This is a genomic window from Oceanicaulis sp. (assembly GCF_965284345.1).
Taxonomy (GTDB): Bacteria; Pseudomonadota; Alphaproteobacteria; order Caulobacterales; family Maricaulaceae; genus Oceanicaulis; species Oceanicaulis alexandrii_A.
Genome location: NZ_OZ260073.1, coordinates 1321800 through 1339240, shown reverse-complemented (window position 1 = coordinate 1339240; position 17441 = coordinate 1321800). Strand labels below are relative to the sequence as shown.

Genomic DNA, 17441 nt, shown 5'->3' with positions numbered 1-17441 from the left:
ATCTGTCCGAAAATCCATAGGAAAACTAGCAGTATTGGCTTTTCCTATGCCTCACCGTGATTAAATTGATTTGATATATGCCTCAGTCCGGCGTGATACTGTGTTCAATCTCAGCGTTCTGATCCGGGAGGATATGACCATGGACGGACACGACATGAAAAATGCGGGCGGATGCCCGTTCCATCACGGCGGCAACACCGCCATGGACAAGCCGGTCACCAAATGGTGGCCGAACGCGCTCAATCTCGACATTCTCCACCAGGGCGGCGCGCGCACCAATCCGATGGACCCTGATTTCGAGTATAAGTCAGAAGTTCAAAAGCTTGATTTTGATGCCGTCAAAGCGGACGTCAAAGCCCTGCTACATGACAGCCAGGACTGGTGGCCGGCCGATTGGGGCCATTATGGCGGCCTGATGATCCGCCTCGCCTGGCACTCGGCGGGCTCTTATCGTTTGGCGGATGGCCGCGGCGGCGCGGGCTCGGGCAATATCCGTTTCGCCCCGCTCAATTCCTGGCCGGACAACGCCAGCCTCGACAAGGCGCGGCGTCTGCTGTGGCCGGTGAAAAAGAAATACGGCAACAAGCTGTCTTGGGCCGATCTCATCATTTTGTCCGGCACCGTGGCCTATGAAGACATGGGTCTGAAGACCTTTGGCTTCGGCTATGGCCGTGAAGATATCTGGGGTCCTGAAACGGATGTGTACTGGGGCTCTGAATCGCAATTCCTCGCCAACAGCGAAGAGCGTTATGGCGATCTCGATGACACCTCCACGCTCGAGAACCCGCTGGCGGCGACGCATATGGGCCTCATCTACGTCAATCCCGAAGGCGTGAACGGTCAGCCCGATCCGCTGAAGACCGCCGCTCAGGTGCGCGAGACCTTCAAACGCATGGCGATGAATGATGAAGAGACCGCCGCCCTGACCTGTGGCGGGCACACTGTGGGCAAGGCCCATGGGCGCGGCGCGGTGGACCAGATCGGCGTGGAGCCCGAAGCCTGCACCGTGGACTCCCAAGGCTTCGGCTGGGCCAATCCGGGTCTTGAGGGCAAAGCGTCCAACGCCTTCACCTCGGGCATTGAAGGTGCCTGGACCCAGCATCCCACCCAATGGGATATGGGCTATTTCGAGTACCTCTTTGACTATGACTGGGAACTGAAGAAATCCCCGGCCGGCGCCTGGCAGTGGGAACCGGTCAACATGCCCGAGGATGTCAAACCGGTCGACGCGTCAGACCCGTCCATTCGCCAGAATCCGATGATGACCGATGCGGATATGGGCATGAAAATGGACCCGGTCTATAACGAGATCTGTCAGCGATTTCGCAAGGATCCGGAGTATTTCGCCGATACGTTCGCACGCGCCTGGTTCAAGCTGACCCACCGCGATATGGGCCCCCGCGCCAATTACGTGGGTCCGGACGTGCCGAGCGAAGACCTGATCTGGCAAGACCCGATCCCTGAAGGTGCGACTGATTATGACGTGAACGCGGTGAAGGCGAAGATCGCAGCCAGCGATCTGACTCCCGCTGAGCTGATCGCCACCGCTTGGGATAGCGCTCGCACCTTCCGCGGATCCGATAAACGCGGCGGCGCCAATGGCGCGCGCATCCGTCTGGCGCCGCAGAAAGACTGGGCGGGCAATGAGCCCGAACGTCTGCAGCGGGTGCTGGCGGTGCTGGAACCGATCGCCGCGCAAAGCGGCGCCTCCGTAGCCGATGTGATCGTACTGGGCGGTGTCGTCGGTCTGGAAGCGGCGATCAAGCAGGCGGGCTCCAACGTTTCAGTGCCCTTTACGCCGGGCCGGGGCGACGCCACCGCCGAGATGACGGATGCGGAGTCGTTTGAACCGCTCGAGCCCTTGGCGGACGGGTTCCGAAACTGGCTGAAGGACCGCTATTCGGTCAGCGCCGAAGAGCTGATGCTCGATCGCGCCCAGCTTCTGGGTCTGACGGCCAATGAAATGACGGTTCTGGTGGGCGGCTTGCGCGTGCTGGGCGTCAATCATGGCGGCTCGCGTCTGGGGGTCTTCACCGACCGGATCGGCGCGTTGACGACGGACTTCTTCGTCAACCTGACCGATATGGATCTCAGCTGGCATCCGGCGGAAGACGGCCTTTACGAGGTCCGAAACCGCAAGACGGGTGAAGTGAAATGGGGCGCCACCAGCGCGGATCTGGTGTTCGGATCAAACTCGATCCTGCGCGCCTATGCCGAGGTTTACGCCCAGGACGACAATAAAGAGAAGTTCGTCAAAGACTTCGTCGCCGCCTGGACCAAGGTCATGAACGCCGACCGGTTTGACCTGACCTAAGCCTTGATGGAGCGCTCCCGGGTTCAGGGAGCGCTCCATTTGTATCTCAACATCGCTCTCAGACGATCAGGACGCCTTATGGTTGGCCATCTGCCTACGCTGCGACAACTCACCTTCCTGTCGGCGCTCGCCGAGCACGGCTCGTTCTCTCGCGCCGCCGAAGCCGCCCATGTGACCCAGCCCACCCTCTCCGCCGGAATCAAGGAGTTGGAGACGATCCTGGGCGCAACCTTGGTGGAGCGCGGCGCCCGCGGCGCGGTGCTGACCCCGGCGGGCGAGGCGGCGGTGGCGCGGGCGCGCATCGTGCTGACCGAAGCCGAAGACCTGGTCCATGTGGCGCGCGCGGCGGGCGAGCCCTTGAGCGGGCCGTTCCGTCTGGGGGTGATCCCCACCATTGCGCCCTTTTTGTTGCCCAAGGTCCTGCCCAGCCTGCGCACCCACTATCCCAAGCTTGAACTGTTTCTGCGCGAGGATCTGACCCATCGCCTGGTGGATGCGTTGAAAGACCGGCGTCTGGATGCGGCGCTGATCGCGCTGCCCTATGACGCGCCAGGGATTGAGACCACAGGCGTTCTGGAAGACGAGTTTCTGTTCGCTGCAACGCCCGACCATCCGCTGGCCAAGCGTGACACGCTCAGCCCGGACATGCTGGCGGATGAACAGCTTTTGCTGCTTGAGGACGGCCATTGCCTGCGCGATCATGCGCTGGCGGTCTGCTCGGCCAGTCGGCCTGACACCCATGACGCGCGGTCTGATTTCGCCGCCACCTCGCTACATACCCTGGTTCAGATGGTTAAGTCGGGCCTTGGCGCGACGCTTCTGCCCAAGCTCGCGATTGACGCAGGCCTCGCCGACCGGCTCGACCTCGCCATCCGCCCTTTCGACCCGCCTGTCGCGGGGCGTGAGATCGGCGTCGCCTGGCGCAAGGGCAGCGCCCGCGAGCACGAAGCGCGTATGCTGGCTGATGCGGTTCGTGAGGCTTTGAAGGGCTAGCGCGTTCTTCGGCTGCACTGCGTCTGCTCTTTCCCGGCCTTCGCCGGGAAAGAGGGTGATCTGACAACACAAAAAACCCCGGCGTTTCCGCCGGGGTTTTCGCATTTCGCTCTGACGCCGTCCCTAGTCGGGGCGGCCCAGAATGATGGTGCCGTTGGTGCCGCCAAAGCCGAAGGAGTTCGACAGGACCGTGTTGAGCTCGGTCTGTTTCGTCTCGGTGACGATCGGCAGGTCCGCCAGTTCGGGGTCCATCTCGTCAATATTGATGGAGGGGGCGATGAAGCCCTCTTTCATCATCAACAGCGAATAGATCGCTTCCTGAACGCCCGCGGCGCCCAGCGAGTGACCGGACATGGATTTCGTCGCCGACAGGGCGGGGACGTCCTTACCGAACACGGCGCGCAGACCTTCCGCCTCTTTGACATCGCCCACAGGCGTCGAGGTGGCGTGCGGGTTGAGATAATCGATCTTGCGACCCTTGGCCTCTTCCAGCGCGATCTGCATGCAGCGCGCCGCGCCTTCGCCCGACGGCTGGACCATGTCATGGCCGTCAGAGGTGGCGCCATAGCCGAGCACTTCGGCGTAAATCGTCGCGCCGCGCGCTTTCGCCCGTTCATACTCTTCCAGCACCACAATGCCGGCGCCGCCCGCGATGACGAAGCCGTCGCGGTGCTTGTCAAAGGCGCGAGAGGCCACAGCCGGCGTGTCGTTATAGTTCGAGCTCATGGCGCCCATGGCGTCAAACAGGTTTGAAAGCGCCCAGTGCAGCTCTTCGCCGCCGCCGGCGAACATCACGTCCTGCTTGCCCCACTGGATCTGCTCGGCGGCCGCGCCCATGCAGTGCAGGGACGTGGTGCAGGCCGAGCTGATCGAATAGTTCAGCCCCTTGATCTTGAACGGGGTGGCGAGCGTGGCCGACCCGGTTGAGGCCATGGCTTTGGGTACTGCGAACGGGCCGATGCGCTTGGGCCCTTTCTCGCGGGTGATGTCGGCGGCCTTCACGATCGCCTCAACAGACGGGCCGCCCGTGCCGACGATCAGTCCGGTGCGCGGATTGGAGACATCGCTGTCTTCTAGCCCGGCGTCCTCGATCGCCTGCTGCATGGACATGTACGCCCAGCCCGCGCCTTCGCCCATGAAGCGATAGGCGCGCTTGTCCACATGCTCGGCCGGATTGGCGTTCGGGCGCGCATGAACCTGACATTTGAAGTTCAGGTCGGCGTATTCAGGCGCTGCGATGACGCCGCTCTTGCCCGCTTTCAGGCTGGCGGCGACTTCTGCGGCGTTGTCGCCGATGGATGAAACGATGCCGATACCGGTGACGACGACACGCCTCATGCTTTTTCTCCGCCGTTATTAAGTTCTTCAGGCCGGAACAGACCCACGCGCAAATCCTTGGCGGTGTAGATGGTCTGACCGTCCGCCTCTACGTGGCCATCAGCGATGCCTAAGACAAGGCGGCGATTGATCACGCGCTTGAGATCGATGACGTAGCGCACATTCTTGACGCTGGGAGGGACCTGGCCGGTGAATTTCACTTCGCCCACGCCCAGGGCGCGGCCTTTGCCCGGCGCGCCGGTCCAGCCCAGGAAAAAGCCTACTAGCTGCCACATGGCGTCCAGACCCAGGCAGCCCGGCATCACCGGATCGCCCTGGAAGTGGCACTCGAAGAACCAAAGATCGGGAGTCACATCGAGCTCGGCCACCAACAGGCCTTTGCCGTGGGCGCCGCCATCGGAGGTGATCTCGGTGATGCGATCAAACATCAACATCGGCGGCAACGGCAATTGCGCATTGCCCGGACCGAAGAGATCGCCTTTGCCGCAGGCGATCAGGTCATCATATGTGTAGCTGTTTTTCTGGTCTGTCATGGGGTCCGTCGTGCCGGCCCGGCGTCGTATGCCGGGGGTCGGAAGTTGCGGCGAACGCGCCTGCGCTACGCTGGAAATGCGGCGCGCCAGGCTGTCATCCTGGGTTCAGATCCGTCAGTCGGCCGAGGCGGGATTGTCACGGCCCGCCGCCAGTCCGTCTGGTTCAGGCGAAGAGCGGTAGCATGACGCTTGCCCCCCCTCAAGCGCGGGGGTCGGCTCGGTCTCTTCAGAATAAACGCCCCAGAACGCCTCCGCCGGGGCCCAGCCGCGGTGATCGTCCGCTTCCAGACGGCACCAGCCAGCCCGACACCGCTCCAGCCATAACACTGCGCCCGCCTCGACATTTGCAATCAGGGCGGCGTCGGAATCAGGACGCGCCAGAAGCTGCGTCGCGTCTTGCGTCCAGACCGAGCGCCGCCCGGTCAGGGTCCGGCGATGCATCCACACCTCTTCGCCCTGGGGATCGCGCACCCGGCGCCAGTCCGGCGTCTCGGCGACCACTTCCATAGGCAAGCCCTGGCGCTGATAGAGCCAGGCGACGGGATGGCTGAAGGACGGACCGGCGCGGCCCCGGGTCTCATTGAATTTCAGCGACACGAAGCGCGGCACCGGCAGCCCCGAAAACGTATCGCAGGATTGCGCCCGAGCGAGGGGCGGGCTCAGACCAATAAGCAGCAATGTCAGGATCAGCACGCGCATAGCGATATATGATCGGATCACGGTGAATCTGGAGTTAAATCCATGCACTGAAGGGGGTTTGCAAACCATTCCTGACCAGTAATGTCTCAGGAGGGGAAAAGTTCGGGGGGATATGATGTTTTGGGGGAAACAGGTATTGGGGGCTGTCATGGCCTTTGGTCTGGGCTTGTCGGCGCAAGCTCAGGATTATCCTCCACCGAGCGCAGGGGATTTGCTGGCCCGGCCCGTTCTGGATTCTCCCCAGATTTCTCCGGACGGCACACGGCTTGTCTATGTGCGCCATTCCCAGTCCGGAGAGCCCCAGGGTGTGGCGATCCAGGTTATTGATCTGACCACAGACCCGTTCGAGACGCTCTCCTATCTCAATCTTGAGGACAAGGTGGTTTCCTGGGTCAATTGGGCCAATGACGAACGTTTGCTGGTCTCTTTTGAGTTCGTCACGCCCGTATCTGGCGACGGCGCCCTGGTCTTTAATGATGAAGGGTCGCTCATGCTGGTGCGCGAGGTGACGCGGCGTCAGATCATCGCAACGAATGTCGACGGGAGCCAGCCTGCCCCATTATTTGATTTTCAGGACCGGCGTTTCAACTCGCTTGGCAATCTCAGTCTGGACCGGGTCATTGATTTTCTACCTGACGACCCCGAGCACATTCTCATTCCGGCGCGAGCAGGGCGGCAGGGCTATCTGAACGTCTACCGGGTGAACGTGTATACGGGCGAGGAAGAACGGGTCGCCCGGGGTTCGTATCGAACCGTCGCATGGTTCACCAATGGTGAAGGTGTGCCCGTGATGCGCTGGGACATGAGCAACGCCATGCGTATGGTGCGAGTTCGCGCCCGTGCTGGCGAAGGGGATCGCTGGCGTACGGTGGCTCGCATGCCCGCCAGCGAATTCGGGCAGCTCAATCAGGACTATACCTGGGTAGCGCAGGCGGATCGGCATGACGAGGCGCTGGTCTTCGCTCGCAGCGAAGAGACCGGCACCATCGGTCTGTACCGGTATTCCTTCACAGAGAATGCACTGGTCGCCCCGGTCTTTCTCAATGAGACTTACGATATTTCAGATGTCATGGCGGATCCGTTTTCCGGACGTCTGGCCGCAATTCGATGGGCGGACGAGTACACTCATGTTGAAGTGACCGACCCTGAACTTGCTCCTCATGTTGAGGGACTGGCTGGGTTTTTCGGCCCGGATGTCACCGTCACGCCATTGCAGCGCGCCCGGAACACGCTGTTGTTAAGCGTCAGCGGCCCGCGTGAGCCACAAAGCTATTATGTCTATGATCTGGAAGCGTTTCATGTGCGCCCCGTTGGGACGGCGTCCCAACGATTGCATGAGCGCGAGCTGTCAGCCGTAGAAGTGTTCGAGTATGAGGCGCGCGACGGCCAGGCTCTTTTTGGATATCTGACGCTTCCGGCGATTCCGGCTGCGTCTCCGCCTCCGCTAGTCGTGATGCCTCATGGCGGGCCTGAGCGTCGTGATCTATACGGCTTCGATCCGATGGCCCAGCTGGTGGCGGCGGAAGGATTCGCCGTGTTCCAGCCTCAGTTCCGCGGCTCGTCTGGCTTCGGACAGGCTTTCGCAGAAGCGGGTTATGGGCAGATGGGCGGCCTGATCCAAGATGATATTACGGATGGCGTGCTGGCCTTGCTGGCGACGGGGCGGGCAGACCCGGACCGGGTCTGCGTTTCGGGTTGGAGCTTTGGTGGTTATTCCGCGCTGATCCAGCCCATCCTCAATCCGGGAATGTATAAATGCGCCTTTGCCGGCGCGCCGGTCACCGACCTTGTCGAGATGCTGGATTGGCACCGCAGCTTCGAGGATGAAGATGACCGTACGCTCGAATATGTTGAGCGTATGCTGGGTTATCCCGATCTTGCGGCTATGGCGGACAGCTCGCCAGCGCGCCGGGCTGATGAAGTCAACATTCCCGTCCTTCTGGTGCATGGCAGACGAGATCGTGTGGTTCCTTTTGAACAGAGTGAGTTGATGCTGGAGGCGCTGGAAGCGGCCGGTGCGGACGCGTCCTTGATCCCGTTTGCTGGCGGTCATTCTCCGGACTTGAATGAGGAATTGGTTACGGTGAGTTTTCATATGGGACGATTTCTGGCGTCTCATCTTTTGCCACAGCCCGACCCTGCGCCGGTGGTGAAGAATGAACCGCGCACTGTTCCTGAATAAATCCGGTTTGCCGCTGGAAAGGGTGGCGATTTCGCACCATGTAGTCGTATATCATCCAAGGAGACCTCCATGATCCGCACCGCTCTTTTCGCCAGTCTCGTTCTCGGCGCCAGCGCCCAGGCCCAGACCGACAACCAGGTTTATGTGGAGACCAGCGATCTGGGGTCGGGGATCTACATGCTCGCCACCAATCGCGCGGGCAATGTGGGCGTCAGCGTCGGCGAAGACGGCGTGTTCATGATCGACACCCAGATGCCGCAATTCGCAGACGCCATCGACGCCGCCCAGCGTGCGGTTTCCGGTGATCGCGCCGTGGATCTGGTGCTCAACACCCATCTTCACGGCGACCATGTGTTGGGCAACGCCTATTTTGCTGAACAAGGCGCGACCATCATGGCCCATCCCAGCGTGCGCGACGCGCTGATGAACCCGGTGACCGCCCAGCTGACAGGCGCGACGCCGGAGCCGCTGTCAGGCGCCTATTTGCCGACGGTGGGCGTCAATGACGGTGATGTGGTCACGATCAATGGCGTGACAGCGCGCCTGCATCACACCCCGGATGCGCACACCAATGGCGACATCTTCGTGGTGTTTGAGGATGCGAACGTCATTCATGCGGGCGATCTCCTGTTCTCTGGCTGGTTCCCGTATATCGATCTTGATAATGGCGGCACGGTGGATGGGTTCATCGCCGGCATGCAGGCCATTGTGGACGCGGCGGATCCCGACACCCAGATCATTCCCGGCCATGGCCCGCTGTCGACGCAAGCCGATCTTGAAGCCAGCATCAACATGCTGACCCAGGCCAAGGCCGAGGTGGCGGCGCTGGTCGAGCAAGGCATGAATTTGCAGCAGGTTCAGGACGCAGAGCCGCTGGCGGCCTTCCATGACGAGTGGAATTGGGCTTTCATCACCACCGAACGCATGGTCTGGACGCTGTACCGGGATATCACGGGTGAAACAGAGTAAAACAACTACGGTCTGGCTGCCTGAGCCGCGCATCCTGACGCTCATCGTGATGATCGCAGGGGTGATGGGGCTGACCTTCGCCGCCTTGCTGGGGAGCTGGCTCTCCGGCATGGCGGTCGGGCTCGTTTTTGCGGGCGGCATCTATCTGTTCGTCGTGGTGAACGCCCGCCGTGCCGCCAAGACCCTGGCTCAGCATCAGTCCGGAAAGCATCGCGGCCGGTTGTGACATCTTGCCGCGCCTGCCCGGCATAGGGTAGGACAAAGGCAGAGTGTCTCAGATGCGTGGTCACGATGCTGCTCAATCATGCTTCCACCCCCCGGCGCAGAGCCGATCTGACCCTGGTCAGCTTTCTGGCGATCGGGGTCGTGGTCGCGCTTTTGATCGGCGTTCTGGGCCGCAGCGTCTGGCTGGCGATGCTGGTGGGCGTCGCGCCGAGCGTGCTTCTGGGCGCGCTCGCCTGGTTCCGGATCAGACGTGGCCGGTGCGGCGGGTGTCAGTTCTGCCCGATGCGCAAGCCGGGCAGTTGCGGGATGCCGGCAGAGTAACCGTCCGGGCCCGACCTGACAGACCGTCATAGAGGCATATGCGCCCGATCAGGGGCTCCCCGGCCCCGGTGATCAGCTTGATCGCCTCCATCGCCATCATTGATCCGATCACCCCGGTCAGCGCGCCCACGACGCCCATGACGGCGCAATCTTCTGCATCGGGCGGCGTTTCCGGCACCCAGCACTGATAGCAGGGCGCGTCGGGCTTCAGATGCGGGGCGAACACCGCGATTTGCCCCTCCCAACGTCCCACAGCGCCCGAGACCAGCGGTATGCCGGCCGCGATCGCAGCTTCATTTACGGCGAAGCGGGTGGCGAAGTCATCGCAGCCGTCCAGCACCAGATCCGCGCCCTCAATTAGGCCCGGCAGCGTGTCAGCGGTTGCGCGCTCGCAGATCGCTTCCACTGTAACGCTAGGGTCCAGCGCACTCAGCACGTCGCGGGCGCGCTCGGCCTTGGGGGCGTCCACATCATCAGTCCGGAACAGGATTTGTCGCTGCAGATTGCTCAGCGACACGGTGTCAGGATCGACCACGCGCAGATGACCGACGCCCGCCGCCGCCAGATAGAGCAAGGCCGGCGCCCCCAGCCCGCCCGCGCCGATCACGGTGATGCGGGCGCCGCTGAGCTTTTGCTGGCCCGGACCGCCCAGTTCTTTCAAGACGATGTGACGGGCGTGGCGTTTGACGTCGACGGCCATGGCCGGCTCCTGATGCTTGTCTGGGCAAGCGGCGATGCAGCGCACTGCTCAGCTTGTGTTCATGAAGCTGAGTGTAAGCCAAGCTGACCCCTCAACCATGGGACTGTACAGATGAAATACCAGATCGCCGCCGCAGCGGCTCTCATGCTGACCGCCTGCGCCACCTCTGAAGGGTATCGCCAGCAAATGAGCCAGCTGGTGGGGCGGACCCAGGACGTGTTGCTGGTGGAGTTCGGCTCTGCAGACAGCGTTGACAGCTTGAGCGATGGCGGCGCGGTGTGGAGCTATATGCGCGAAGAGCAGCGCACTGATCCGGGCGGGTATCGCACCCTCCCCAATGAGCGCCGCGTCACCTATGTGGATGAATATGGCGAACGCCGCACCCGTATCGAACGCTATGACGAGACGGTTTATGAGCCGGCTCGCAGCTGGTGGGTGGAGTGCGAAACCCGCTTTGTGATCGATCCTGAGGGCGTCGTGCGCGATTTCCGCTTCGTCGGTGACGCCTGCGTGGCCGAAGAGCTGTACTGAAACCGGCTGATCGCTAGCGGCGAGGCCCGAAACACGACAAGGTCAGGCTCCCTTAAAGGAGCCTGATCGTGCTGACCCCTCGCCCCTCATTCACCCTGTCGCCAGATCAGCAGGCGGTGGTCGACTACGCCATCAATGGCGGCGCGCATCTATTTCTGACGGGCCGAGCCGGCACGGGGAAAACCACCGTTACGCGCGCCATATTGCAACGATTGGGGCCGCAAGCCGCCGTGGTGGCGCCCACCGGCGTCGCAGCCATGAACGCGGGCGGACAGACCCTTCACAGCTTTTTCCGCCTGCCGCCGCGCCTGATCACGCCGGGTGATATTCGCCGCCTGCGCAATGCGCGTACAGTGAAAGCGCTGACCACTCTGGTGATCGACGAGATCTCCATGGTCCGTTCGGACATGATGCAGGCGGTGGATTTCTCGTTGCGCCTCAACCGCGACAGCGCCGAGCCTTTTGGGGGGGTGCGCATCATCCTGGTGGGCGATCTGGCGCAATTGCCGCCGATTGCTCAAGGTGAAGAGGGCGCCTTCCTGGAAGACACCTATGGCGGGCCTTTCTTCTTTCACGCGCCCGCTTTCCGCGATGCAGGCTTCACCATGGTGGAGCTGACCGAGGTTCACCGGCAAGCCGATCCAGAATTTGTCGAAGTGCTCAACGCCGTCCGCGACGGCGAGCTGACCCCTGACCTGGCGGAAATCCTGAATGCGCGCGTGACGGGCCGGATCGGGCTCGAAGCGTCTGGCACCCATGTGGTGCTGACCCCCACCAATCAGGCGGCCTCCTCGATCAATCAGGCCCGGCTGGAAGGCCTACGCGGCGAACCACGCGGCTTTTCCGGCAAGGTGGAGGGCGAGTTTGATCCACGGCTCTTTCCCACCGACGACCCGCTGGTTCTGAAGGTCGGCGCGCGGGTGATGATGATCCGTAATGATCCTGGCGGACGCTATGTGAACGGCTCCATCGGGGAAGTGGTGGGCTTTTCATCTGATGGCGTCAAAGTGCATGTGAACGACCAGTTCGTCACCATCGAGCCAGTGAGCTGGGAGCGAATCCGCTATGCGGCGGACGGTCAGTCCAGCAAGCTCAAGCGCGAAACCATCGGTTCCTATGTGCAATACCCGCTCAGGCTGGCCTGGGCGATGACCATACACAAAGCGCAAGGTCTGACGCTCGACAAGGTCTATCTTGACGTCTCGCGCCGCCTGTTCGCCCACGGACAAGCCTATGTAGCGCTGTCGCGGGCGCGGACCCTTGAAGGGTTGGAGCTGTCGCGGCCCCTGCAACCCTCAGACATCATCACCGATCAGCGCCTGTTTGACGTGAAGTCTTTTTGCGATCCCGCCCCGCTGGGGATTGGCGGATGACGCCGGAAGCTGCGCAGCGCGCGCTGGGGGTGGACGCCTGGGGCTTGAACCAGCTGGCGGCGCAAGGCGAGTTCGCCGAGGCGCTGGACGAGCCTAGCGTCAAGCGCCTCGCCGAGCAGCGCCGAAGGGTGCGCGTTCAGGCGCTCAAGGATCTGGCGCGTCTGGATGGTCCACATTTGGCGCCCTCCAATTCGGACGCTCCCGTGATCGCGGCGCCGGATCACGTGGCTTTGCCGGATGAGTTTGACCGACCGGCGGTGTTTCTGGACGCCTGCGTGCTCGCTAGCGCAGTACGACGGCATCTGGTTCTGGCGCTGGCGGAGGCGGGGTTCTTCTATCCGCGCTGGTCTGAAAAAGTGCTGTTTGAAACTGGCCACGCTCATGCGCGAATCGTGGACGGCAAGCCGGGTCGCGATGGGCCGGGCGAAGCGTCTCAACTGGTCATGGCGCTAGAGCACGCCTGGCCCGAAGCGATGGTCCCGACCGAAGAGGCGGATCTGGTCAAGGTGACCGGCAAGCTGCCCGACCCGGACGACGCCCATGTGATGCAGGCCGCCGCCGCCGGGCAGGCGCGGGTGATTCTGACGGAAAACATGAAGGATTTTCCCCGCGGGACGTTGAAGCCGCTGGGGCTGTATGCGCGTCCGTCCGGTGAGTTTGTCGCCAGTCGTCTGGGGCTCGCGCCCGAAGCGGCGACAGCTGCCATATTGGGCGCGGCGCACCGGCTCGGGCTCAGCGCGCCGCGTTTCGGGCTGGCCTTGCAACGCGCAAGGCTGGGATCGCTGGCGAAAAAGCTGGGCTTTTAGACGCCGGTCGAGCCGAACCCGCCGACGCCGCGTGCGGTTTCATCAAGGGCGTCGACCGGGTTCCAGGATACTTGCGTGAACTGACCGATCACCATTTGCGCGATGCGCTCGCCGCGCTGAACCACGAACGGCTCCTTGCCGTGATTGATCAGGTTCACATGCAGTTCGCCGCGATAATCGGCGTCCACCGTGCCCGGCGTGTTGACGCAGGAAATACCTTTTTTGGCGGCCAGGCCGGACCGGGGTCGGATCTGGGCTTCATATCCTTCGGGCAGCGCAATGCAGATGCCGGTCGGAATCAGCTTCCAGTCGCCCGGTTCGATCACCACAGGCGCATCTGCTGGTACAGCGGCGGGCAGGTCGAGCCCTGCAGAGCCTGAGGTCTGGTAGGCGGGCAGCTCCAGCCCTTCAAAATGCTCCAGCGTTTTGACATTCAGCTTCATGACGCAACCCTTCCCGCCGCTTGAGATGTGCGGGAAGGGTTAGCGTCTGAAAAGCCTAAAGTCAGCTGTCTTGTTCGGCCTGAGCGCTCAGCAGCGCATCCAGCGCCTGCTCGCTGGCTGAAAAGCCTTCGAGCGCAGAAATGACGCCCGTACGCTCATCGTCGCTGAGGCCGCCCTGGGCCATCTGGACCTGGTATTGCGGTTCGGTCATCTCCCCGTTCTCGTCTTCCGTGGCGGGTTGAAAGCCCAAAAACAGCATTTGCCGGGTTTCGCCTTCACCTGCAGAAATCAGAAGCGGCGTTCCGTGATAGCGCACCAGCTCGAAATCATTGGGGCGCGGTACGATGCTGTCACGTTCGCAAGCCACAGCGTTGGCGCCGTCCGCCAGCGGCGGCGGATCCATCAAGCCGTCCAGATCGGCGGCTTCGGTCACGGTGTAGCCGGTCATCGGGGCGGGTTGCTGGCCCGAGCCTTGCGGATAGATCGAGTAACAATCCGCTTGTGCGGCGGTAGCGCTGAATCCGGCAAGGGCGAGGGCGGTCAGTGCGGTTTTCATATCAGGTCCTGAGTTTGCTATAACGCCCCGACCCTAACAATCTGATGGGGGCGATTTCAAACTCAGTCTGAAGTCTTTGAAAGCGCTTGCTTTATTCGGCTGGCGAGATGTTTCGCCAGCGCTGACTTGGCCGCTCGGGCGAAGGGCTCCTCCCCCTCGGCCGTAATCAGCAGCGCTGCATTCTCCGTTCCGCCCATCACATCGCCCGACACGTCATTGGCGACGATCCAGTCGCAGCCCTTGCGTACGCGTTTGGCGCGGGCGTGTTCGATGACGTCATGGGTTTCAGCGGCGAAGCCAACCACCAGGCGCGGGCGTTGGTCCGGGCCGGAACGGGAGATGGTCTTCAGGATGTCGGGGTTCTCGGTCAGCGGCAGGCTCGCCAGCGCGCCCTTGTCGAGCTTGAGCTTCTTGTCGGCGGCTTCCGCCGGACGCCAGTCCGCAACGGCGGCGACGGAGACAAAGACGTCTGCGGGCAGATGATCGTTCACCGCCGCCAGCATTTCTCGGGCGGTTTCGATGCGGACGGTCTGAAGGCCCGCGGGATCATTGAGCGCGGTCGGGCCGGAAACCAGCACGACGTCAAATCCCATGTCACGCAGAGCTTCGGCGATGGCGTAGCCCTGCTGTCCGGACGAGCGATTGGACAGGAACCGGACCGGGTCGATGGGCTCCAGCGTGGGTCCCGCGGTGACGATGGCCTTCATGAGCTCAGCGCGGCCTCGATGGCGTCCGCGATGCGCACGGGTTCGGGCAAACGGCCGGGGCCAAACTCGCCGCACGCCATCTCGCCTTCATCAGGCTCCATAATCGTGACGCCATAGCCGCGCAGGGTTTTGATATTGGCTTGCGTGGCGGGGTGGGTCCACATGCGCACATTCATCGCCGGGGCCATCAAAACCGCCTTGTCAGTGGCCAGAAGCGTGGTGGTCGCCAGATCATCGGCGATGCCCTGGGCGGCCTTGGCCATCAGATTGGCGGTGGCCGGGCAAACGACCACAAGATCGGCCGAGCGCGACAGCTCGATATGACCCATCTCGGCTTCATCGGTCAGGGAGAAGAGATCGCTATAGACCTTGTCCGCTGTCAGCGCGCCTACGCTCATCGGGGTGACGAACTGTCTGCCCGCTTCGGTCAGGATGGCGCGCGTCTTGATCGAGCGCCGCGCCAGCTCGCGGATCAGCTCGAGCGATTTATAGGCTGCGATCCCGCCGCCAATGATCAAAAGAGTGCGTGTCATATCTGATAAGACCATTGCCTGAGCCAGTTTGCGAAACCGTCTTCGTCCTGGATCCCCTCCGCCAGTTCAAGAATGGCGGTCGTAGCGCCGTTCTCTGAGGAGTCCAGATACCATCCATTCATCCGCAAAGTCATGAACGTCACGATGAAGGCCATGCGTTTATTGCCATCGATAAAGGGATGGTTCCTTGAAACGCCAAACGCAAGCGCGGCGGCGAGATCGTGAACATCTGGGTTTGATTCGTGATAGGCGAGCTTGTTGGACGCCCGGTCCAGCGCGGAGAGCAGACCTTGCTCATTGCGCAGACCCTTTGCGCCACCTGTGATCGCCATTTCCCGATGATAAGCGTCCATGACCGCTTCCAGTGGCGGCAGGACAAAAGCGCGATTCATTTGGATAAATCGTGAAGCGTCTTGGCGTACCGTGTCCGGCATTCTTCATAGGCGGACATGGCGGCGTTATACGGCGCGCCAGCCTTGGTCAGAGTGACCCGTCCGTTGGCCACATCCAGCGTCACTTCATCTCCGCGCTGAAAGCCTGCAGCCTCCAGCACATCCTTGGGTAGGCGGACGCCTGTGGAATTGCCTTGTTTGGTCAGTTTGACTGATACGGTCATGGCTCACCTCTCATCCTGACTATAAGCACGGGCGTGCTTACTTTCAAGCCATGTGAGATCACATCACCGCCAGCAGTATCGCAATCGCGGTTGACGCTCCGGCGGTGACGCTTAGCGCGGCGATCAGCCAGGTGGGGCTGGCTGGGGTTCGACTGTCGCGCTCACGCAGCGCCTTGGCGGTCTCGGTCAGCTCGTCCAGCGTGTCCGGCAGGCGCTTGAGGATGGTCTTGGCGCGGTCGAATGCTTCGGCCAGATCCTCGATGCGGCCTTGCGGGCCCAGCTCGCGGCGCATGAAGCGCTCCACCGCGGGTCCAGAGGCCTGCCACATATTATGGTCGTCGGTCAGAAGCCGGCAGACGCCCTCGGCCTGCACCATGGTCTTTTGCAGCAGCACCAGCTGAGGCTGTAGGTGCATGTCATACAGGTCAGTGACTTCAAAAAGCTGCATCAGCACCCGGCTCATGGGCGTTTCGCCGGCGCTTTTGCCGAAAATGGGCTCGGCGACCGCGCGCAGGGCGCTGGCGAAATCATCGCGGGAATGATGCCCGGGCACATAGCCGGCGTCGAAATGCGCTTGCGCCGCGCCGTCATAATCGCGCGTCAGGAAGCCGTGAAGGATGCGCGCCAGATAGCGTCGCTCGCCGCGGCCCAGACGCCCCATAATGCCGAAATCCACCGCCCATAAAAGGCCGTCCTTCGTCACGAACAGATTGCCCGCGTGCAGATCCGCGTGAAACACGCCCTGCTCCAGCGCGGTCGACAGGAAAGCGTCGGTCAGATCGCCCGCCAGCTTGACCGTATCCACCCCCGCCGCGCGCACCGCATACATATCGGTCAGCGGGATGGCGTCAATCCATTGGGTGGTCAGCACTTTCTTGGCGGTCAGCGGCCAGACCACTTCAGGGATGAAGAAGTTTTGCGCGGCGACCGCGGCTTCGCTCAGCTCATTGGCGGACGCCGCCTCTAGCCGCAGATCCAGCTCCAGCACCAGAGATCGCGCGACGGTTTCCACAAAAGCGCGCGGCTCCATGCGTTTGGAGGCCGGGAACAGACCCTCGGCGAGTTTGGAGCCCAGGCGCATGGCGGCAATGTCGCGCTTGATGCGCTCTGCGACGTCCGGGCGGAGGATTTTCACCGCCACATCGCGGCCATCGATGGTTTTCGCCCGGTGGACCTGGGCGATGGACGCGGCGGCGACGGGCGCGCCGAATTCCGAGAACAGCGCTTCGACCGGTTTGCCGAATTCGGCTTCGACCGTGGCGCGCGCCTGTTCCAGCCCGAACGGCTCCATCCGGTCTTGCAGCCGTGACAGGCCCCGCGCGAACTCCGCCCCGATCACATCGGCGCGCGTCGCGAGAACCTGGCCAAATTTCACATAGGACGGACCCAGCTTCTCCAGCGCATGGGCCAGACGCTCGCCCGGGTTTTTCGCCCGGTCACGAATGGCGATCAGGCGTGCAAACTTGCCCAGCACACGCGCCGACGCGGGAAACGCCGACTGGTATTCAGCGGGGAAAATCGCGTCATGACGGGCTAAAGTCCAGGCGGCGCGCGTCAGGCGGAAGATATTTGAGAGCGTACCAAACACGGATGTGAGGTTTA

At 62.4% G+C, this 17441-nt stretch carries 18 protein-coding genes and 1 pseudogene; 9 read left to right on the top strand and 10 right to left on the bottom strand.

The genetic code is table 11. The features are described 5' to 3' along the window. Positions 1–139 precede the first annotated feature (139 nt). Positions 140–2314: a catalase/peroxidase HPI gene (gene katG / locus ACQ66J_RS06665; RefSeq protein WP_430430995.1), complete on the top strand. Its 2175-nt coding sequence runs from the start codon at positions 140–142 to the stop codon at positions 2312–2314. A gap of 78 nt (positions 2315–2392) precedes the next feature. After that, complete coding sequence (locus ACQ66J_RS06660; RefSeq protein ID WP_375547883.1) at positions 2393–3307, top strand: hydrogen peroxide-inducible genes activator; 915 nt, start codon at positions 2393–2395, stop codon at positions 3305–3307. Positions 3308–3430: 123 nt separating this feature from the next. On the opposite strand, the gene fabB is transcribed toward ACQ66J_RS06660, so the two are convergent. From fabB to ACQ66J_RS06645, 3 genes are all read right to left on the bottom strand, one after another. Next, positions 3431–4645: a beta-ketoacyl-ACP synthase I gene (gene fabB / locus ACQ66J_RS06655; RefSeq protein WP_430430994.1), complete on the bottom strand. Its 1215-nt coding sequence runs from the start codon at positions 4643–4645 to the stop codon at positions 3431–3433. After that, a complete protein-coding gene (gene fabA, locus ACQ66J_RS06650) occupies positions 4642–5178 on the bottom strand; it encodes a 3-hydroxyacyl-[acyl-carrier-protein] dehydratase FabA (protein ID WP_430430993.1) in 537 nt (178 codons plus the stop codon). The genes fabB and fabA overlap by 4 nt, the downstream gene beginning before the upstream one ends. 114 nt (positions 5179–5292) lie before the next feature. Then, positions 5293–5898 carry an SH3 domain-containing protein gene (locus ACQ66J_RS06645; RefSeq protein WP_430430992.1) on the bottom strand — a complete coding sequence of 202 codons (606 nt, stop codon included), beginning with the start codon at positions 5896–5898 and terminating at the stop codon, positions 5293–5295. Between the two features lie 127 nt (positions 5899–6025). On the opposite strand from ACQ66J_RS06645, the gene ACQ66J_RS06640 reads away from it, so the two are divergent. From ACQ66J_RS06640 to ACQ66J_RS06625, 4 genes are all read left to right on the top strand, one after another. After that, the gene (locus tag ACQ66J_RS06640; protein ID WP_430430991.1) at positions 6026–8059 is read left to right on the top strand and encodes an alpha/beta hydrolase family protein; all 2034 of its coding nucleotides are present in this window, start codon (positions 6026–6028) and stop codon (positions 8057–8059) included. A 69-nt stretch (positions 8060–8128) separates the two neighbouring features. Beyond that, positions 8129–9028, top strand: a complete 900-nt coding sequence (locus ACQ66J_RS06635) for an MBL fold metallo-hydrolase (RefSeq protein WP_430430990.1) — start codon at positions 8129–8131, stop codon at positions 9026–9028. After that, entirely contained in the window at positions 9015–9254 is a 240-nt protein-coding gene (locus ACQ66J_RS06630; protein WP_375547887.1) for a hypothetical protein, read from the top strand. The genes ACQ66J_RS06635 and ACQ66J_RS06630 overlap by 14 nt, the downstream gene beginning before the upstream one ends. Positions 9255–9319: 65 nt before the next feature. Next, positions 9320–9574, top strand: coding sequence for a hypothetical protein (locus tag ACQ66J_RS06625; protein WP_375547888.1), 255 nt, complete (start codon positions 9320–9322; stop codon positions 9572–9574). Here the strand turns inward: ACQ66J_RS06625 and ACQ66J_RS06620 are convergent. Beyond that, positions 9498–10274 carry a HesA/MoeB/ThiF family protein gene (locus ACQ66J_RS06620; RefSeq protein WP_430430989.1) on the bottom strand — a complete coding sequence of 259 codons (777 nt, stop codon included), beginning with the start codon at positions 10272–10274 and terminating at the stop codon, positions 9498–9500. The genes ACQ66J_RS06625 and ACQ66J_RS06620 overlap by 77 nt on opposite strands. A 111-nt stretch (positions 10275–10385) precedes the next feature. Between ACQ66J_RS06620 and ACQ66J_RS06615 the strand changes: the two genes are divergently transcribed. The 3 genes from ACQ66J_RS06615 to ACQ66J_RS06605 all read left to right on the top strand — a co-directional run bounded on the left by ACQ66J_RS06615 (position 10386) and on the right by ACQ66J_RS06605 (position 12984). Beyond that, positions 10386–10805 carry a hypothetical protein gene (locus ACQ66J_RS06615; RefSeq protein ID WP_430430988.1) on the top strand — a complete coding sequence of 140 codons (420 nt, stop codon included), beginning with the start codon at positions 10386–10388 and terminating at the stop codon, positions 10803–10805. Positions 10806–10873: 68 nt separating this feature from the next. Next, positions 10874–12178 carry an ATP-dependent DNA helicase gene (locus ACQ66J_RS06610; protein WP_430430987.1) on the top strand — a complete coding sequence of 435 codons (1305 nt, stop codon included), beginning with the start codon at positions 10874–10876 and terminating at the stop codon, positions 12176–12178. After that, positions 12175–12984, top strand: a complete 810-nt coding sequence (locus ACQ66J_RS06605; protein WP_430430986.1) for a PIN domain-containing protein — start codon at positions 12175–12177, stop codon at positions 12982–12984. Before ACQ66J_RS06610 ends, ACQ66J_RS06605 begins: the two co-directional genes overlap by 4 nt. Here ACQ66J_RS06605 and dut read toward each other — a convergent pair. The 6 genes and pseudogenes from dut to ubiB all read right to left on the bottom strand — a co-directional run bounded on the left by dut (position 12981) and on the right by ubiB (position 17427). Then, entirely contained in the window at positions 12981–13427 is a 447-nt protein-coding gene (gene dut / locus ACQ66J_RS06600) for a dUTP diphosphatase (RefSeq protein ID WP_430430985.1), read from the bottom strand. The two genes, ACQ66J_RS06605 and dut, sit on opposite strands and share 4 nt — an antisense overlap. Before the next feature lie 61 nt (positions 13428–13488). Further along, a complete protein-coding gene (locus ACQ66J_RS06595; protein WP_430430984.1) occupies positions 13489–13983 on the bottom strand; it encodes a hypothetical protein in 495 nt (164 codons plus the stop codon). Positions 13984–14045: 62 nt separating this feature from the next. Beyond that, positions 14046–15238 (bottom strand): annotated as a pseudogene (gene coaBC, locus ACQ66J_RS06590) (bifunctional phosphopantothenoylcysteine decarboxylase/phosphopantothenate--cysteine ligase CoaBC). Then, positions 15220–15576, bottom strand: a complete 357-nt coding sequence (locus tag ACQ66J_RS06585) for a type II toxin-antitoxin system death-on-curing family toxin (RefSeq protein ID WP_430430983.1) — start codon at positions 15574–15576, stop codon at positions 15220–15222. The pseudogene coaBC and the gene ACQ66J_RS06585 overlap by 19 nt, the downstream one beginning before the upstream one ends. A 35-nt stretch (positions 15577–15611) precedes the next feature. Next, positions 15612–15839 carry an AbrB/MazE/SpoVT family DNA-binding domain-containing protein gene (locus tag ACQ66J_RS06580; protein ID WP_375547895.1) on the bottom strand — a complete coding sequence of 76 codons (228 nt, stop codon included), beginning with the start codon at positions 15837–15839 and terminating at the stop codon, positions 15612–15614. Positions 15840–15897: 58 nt separating this feature from the next. Then, entirely contained in the window at positions 15898–17427 is a 1530-nt protein-coding gene (gene ubiB, locus ACQ66J_RS06575; protein WP_430430982.1) for a 2-polyprenylphenol 6-hydroxylase, read from the bottom strand. Positions 17428–17441 lie beyond the last annotated feature (14 nt).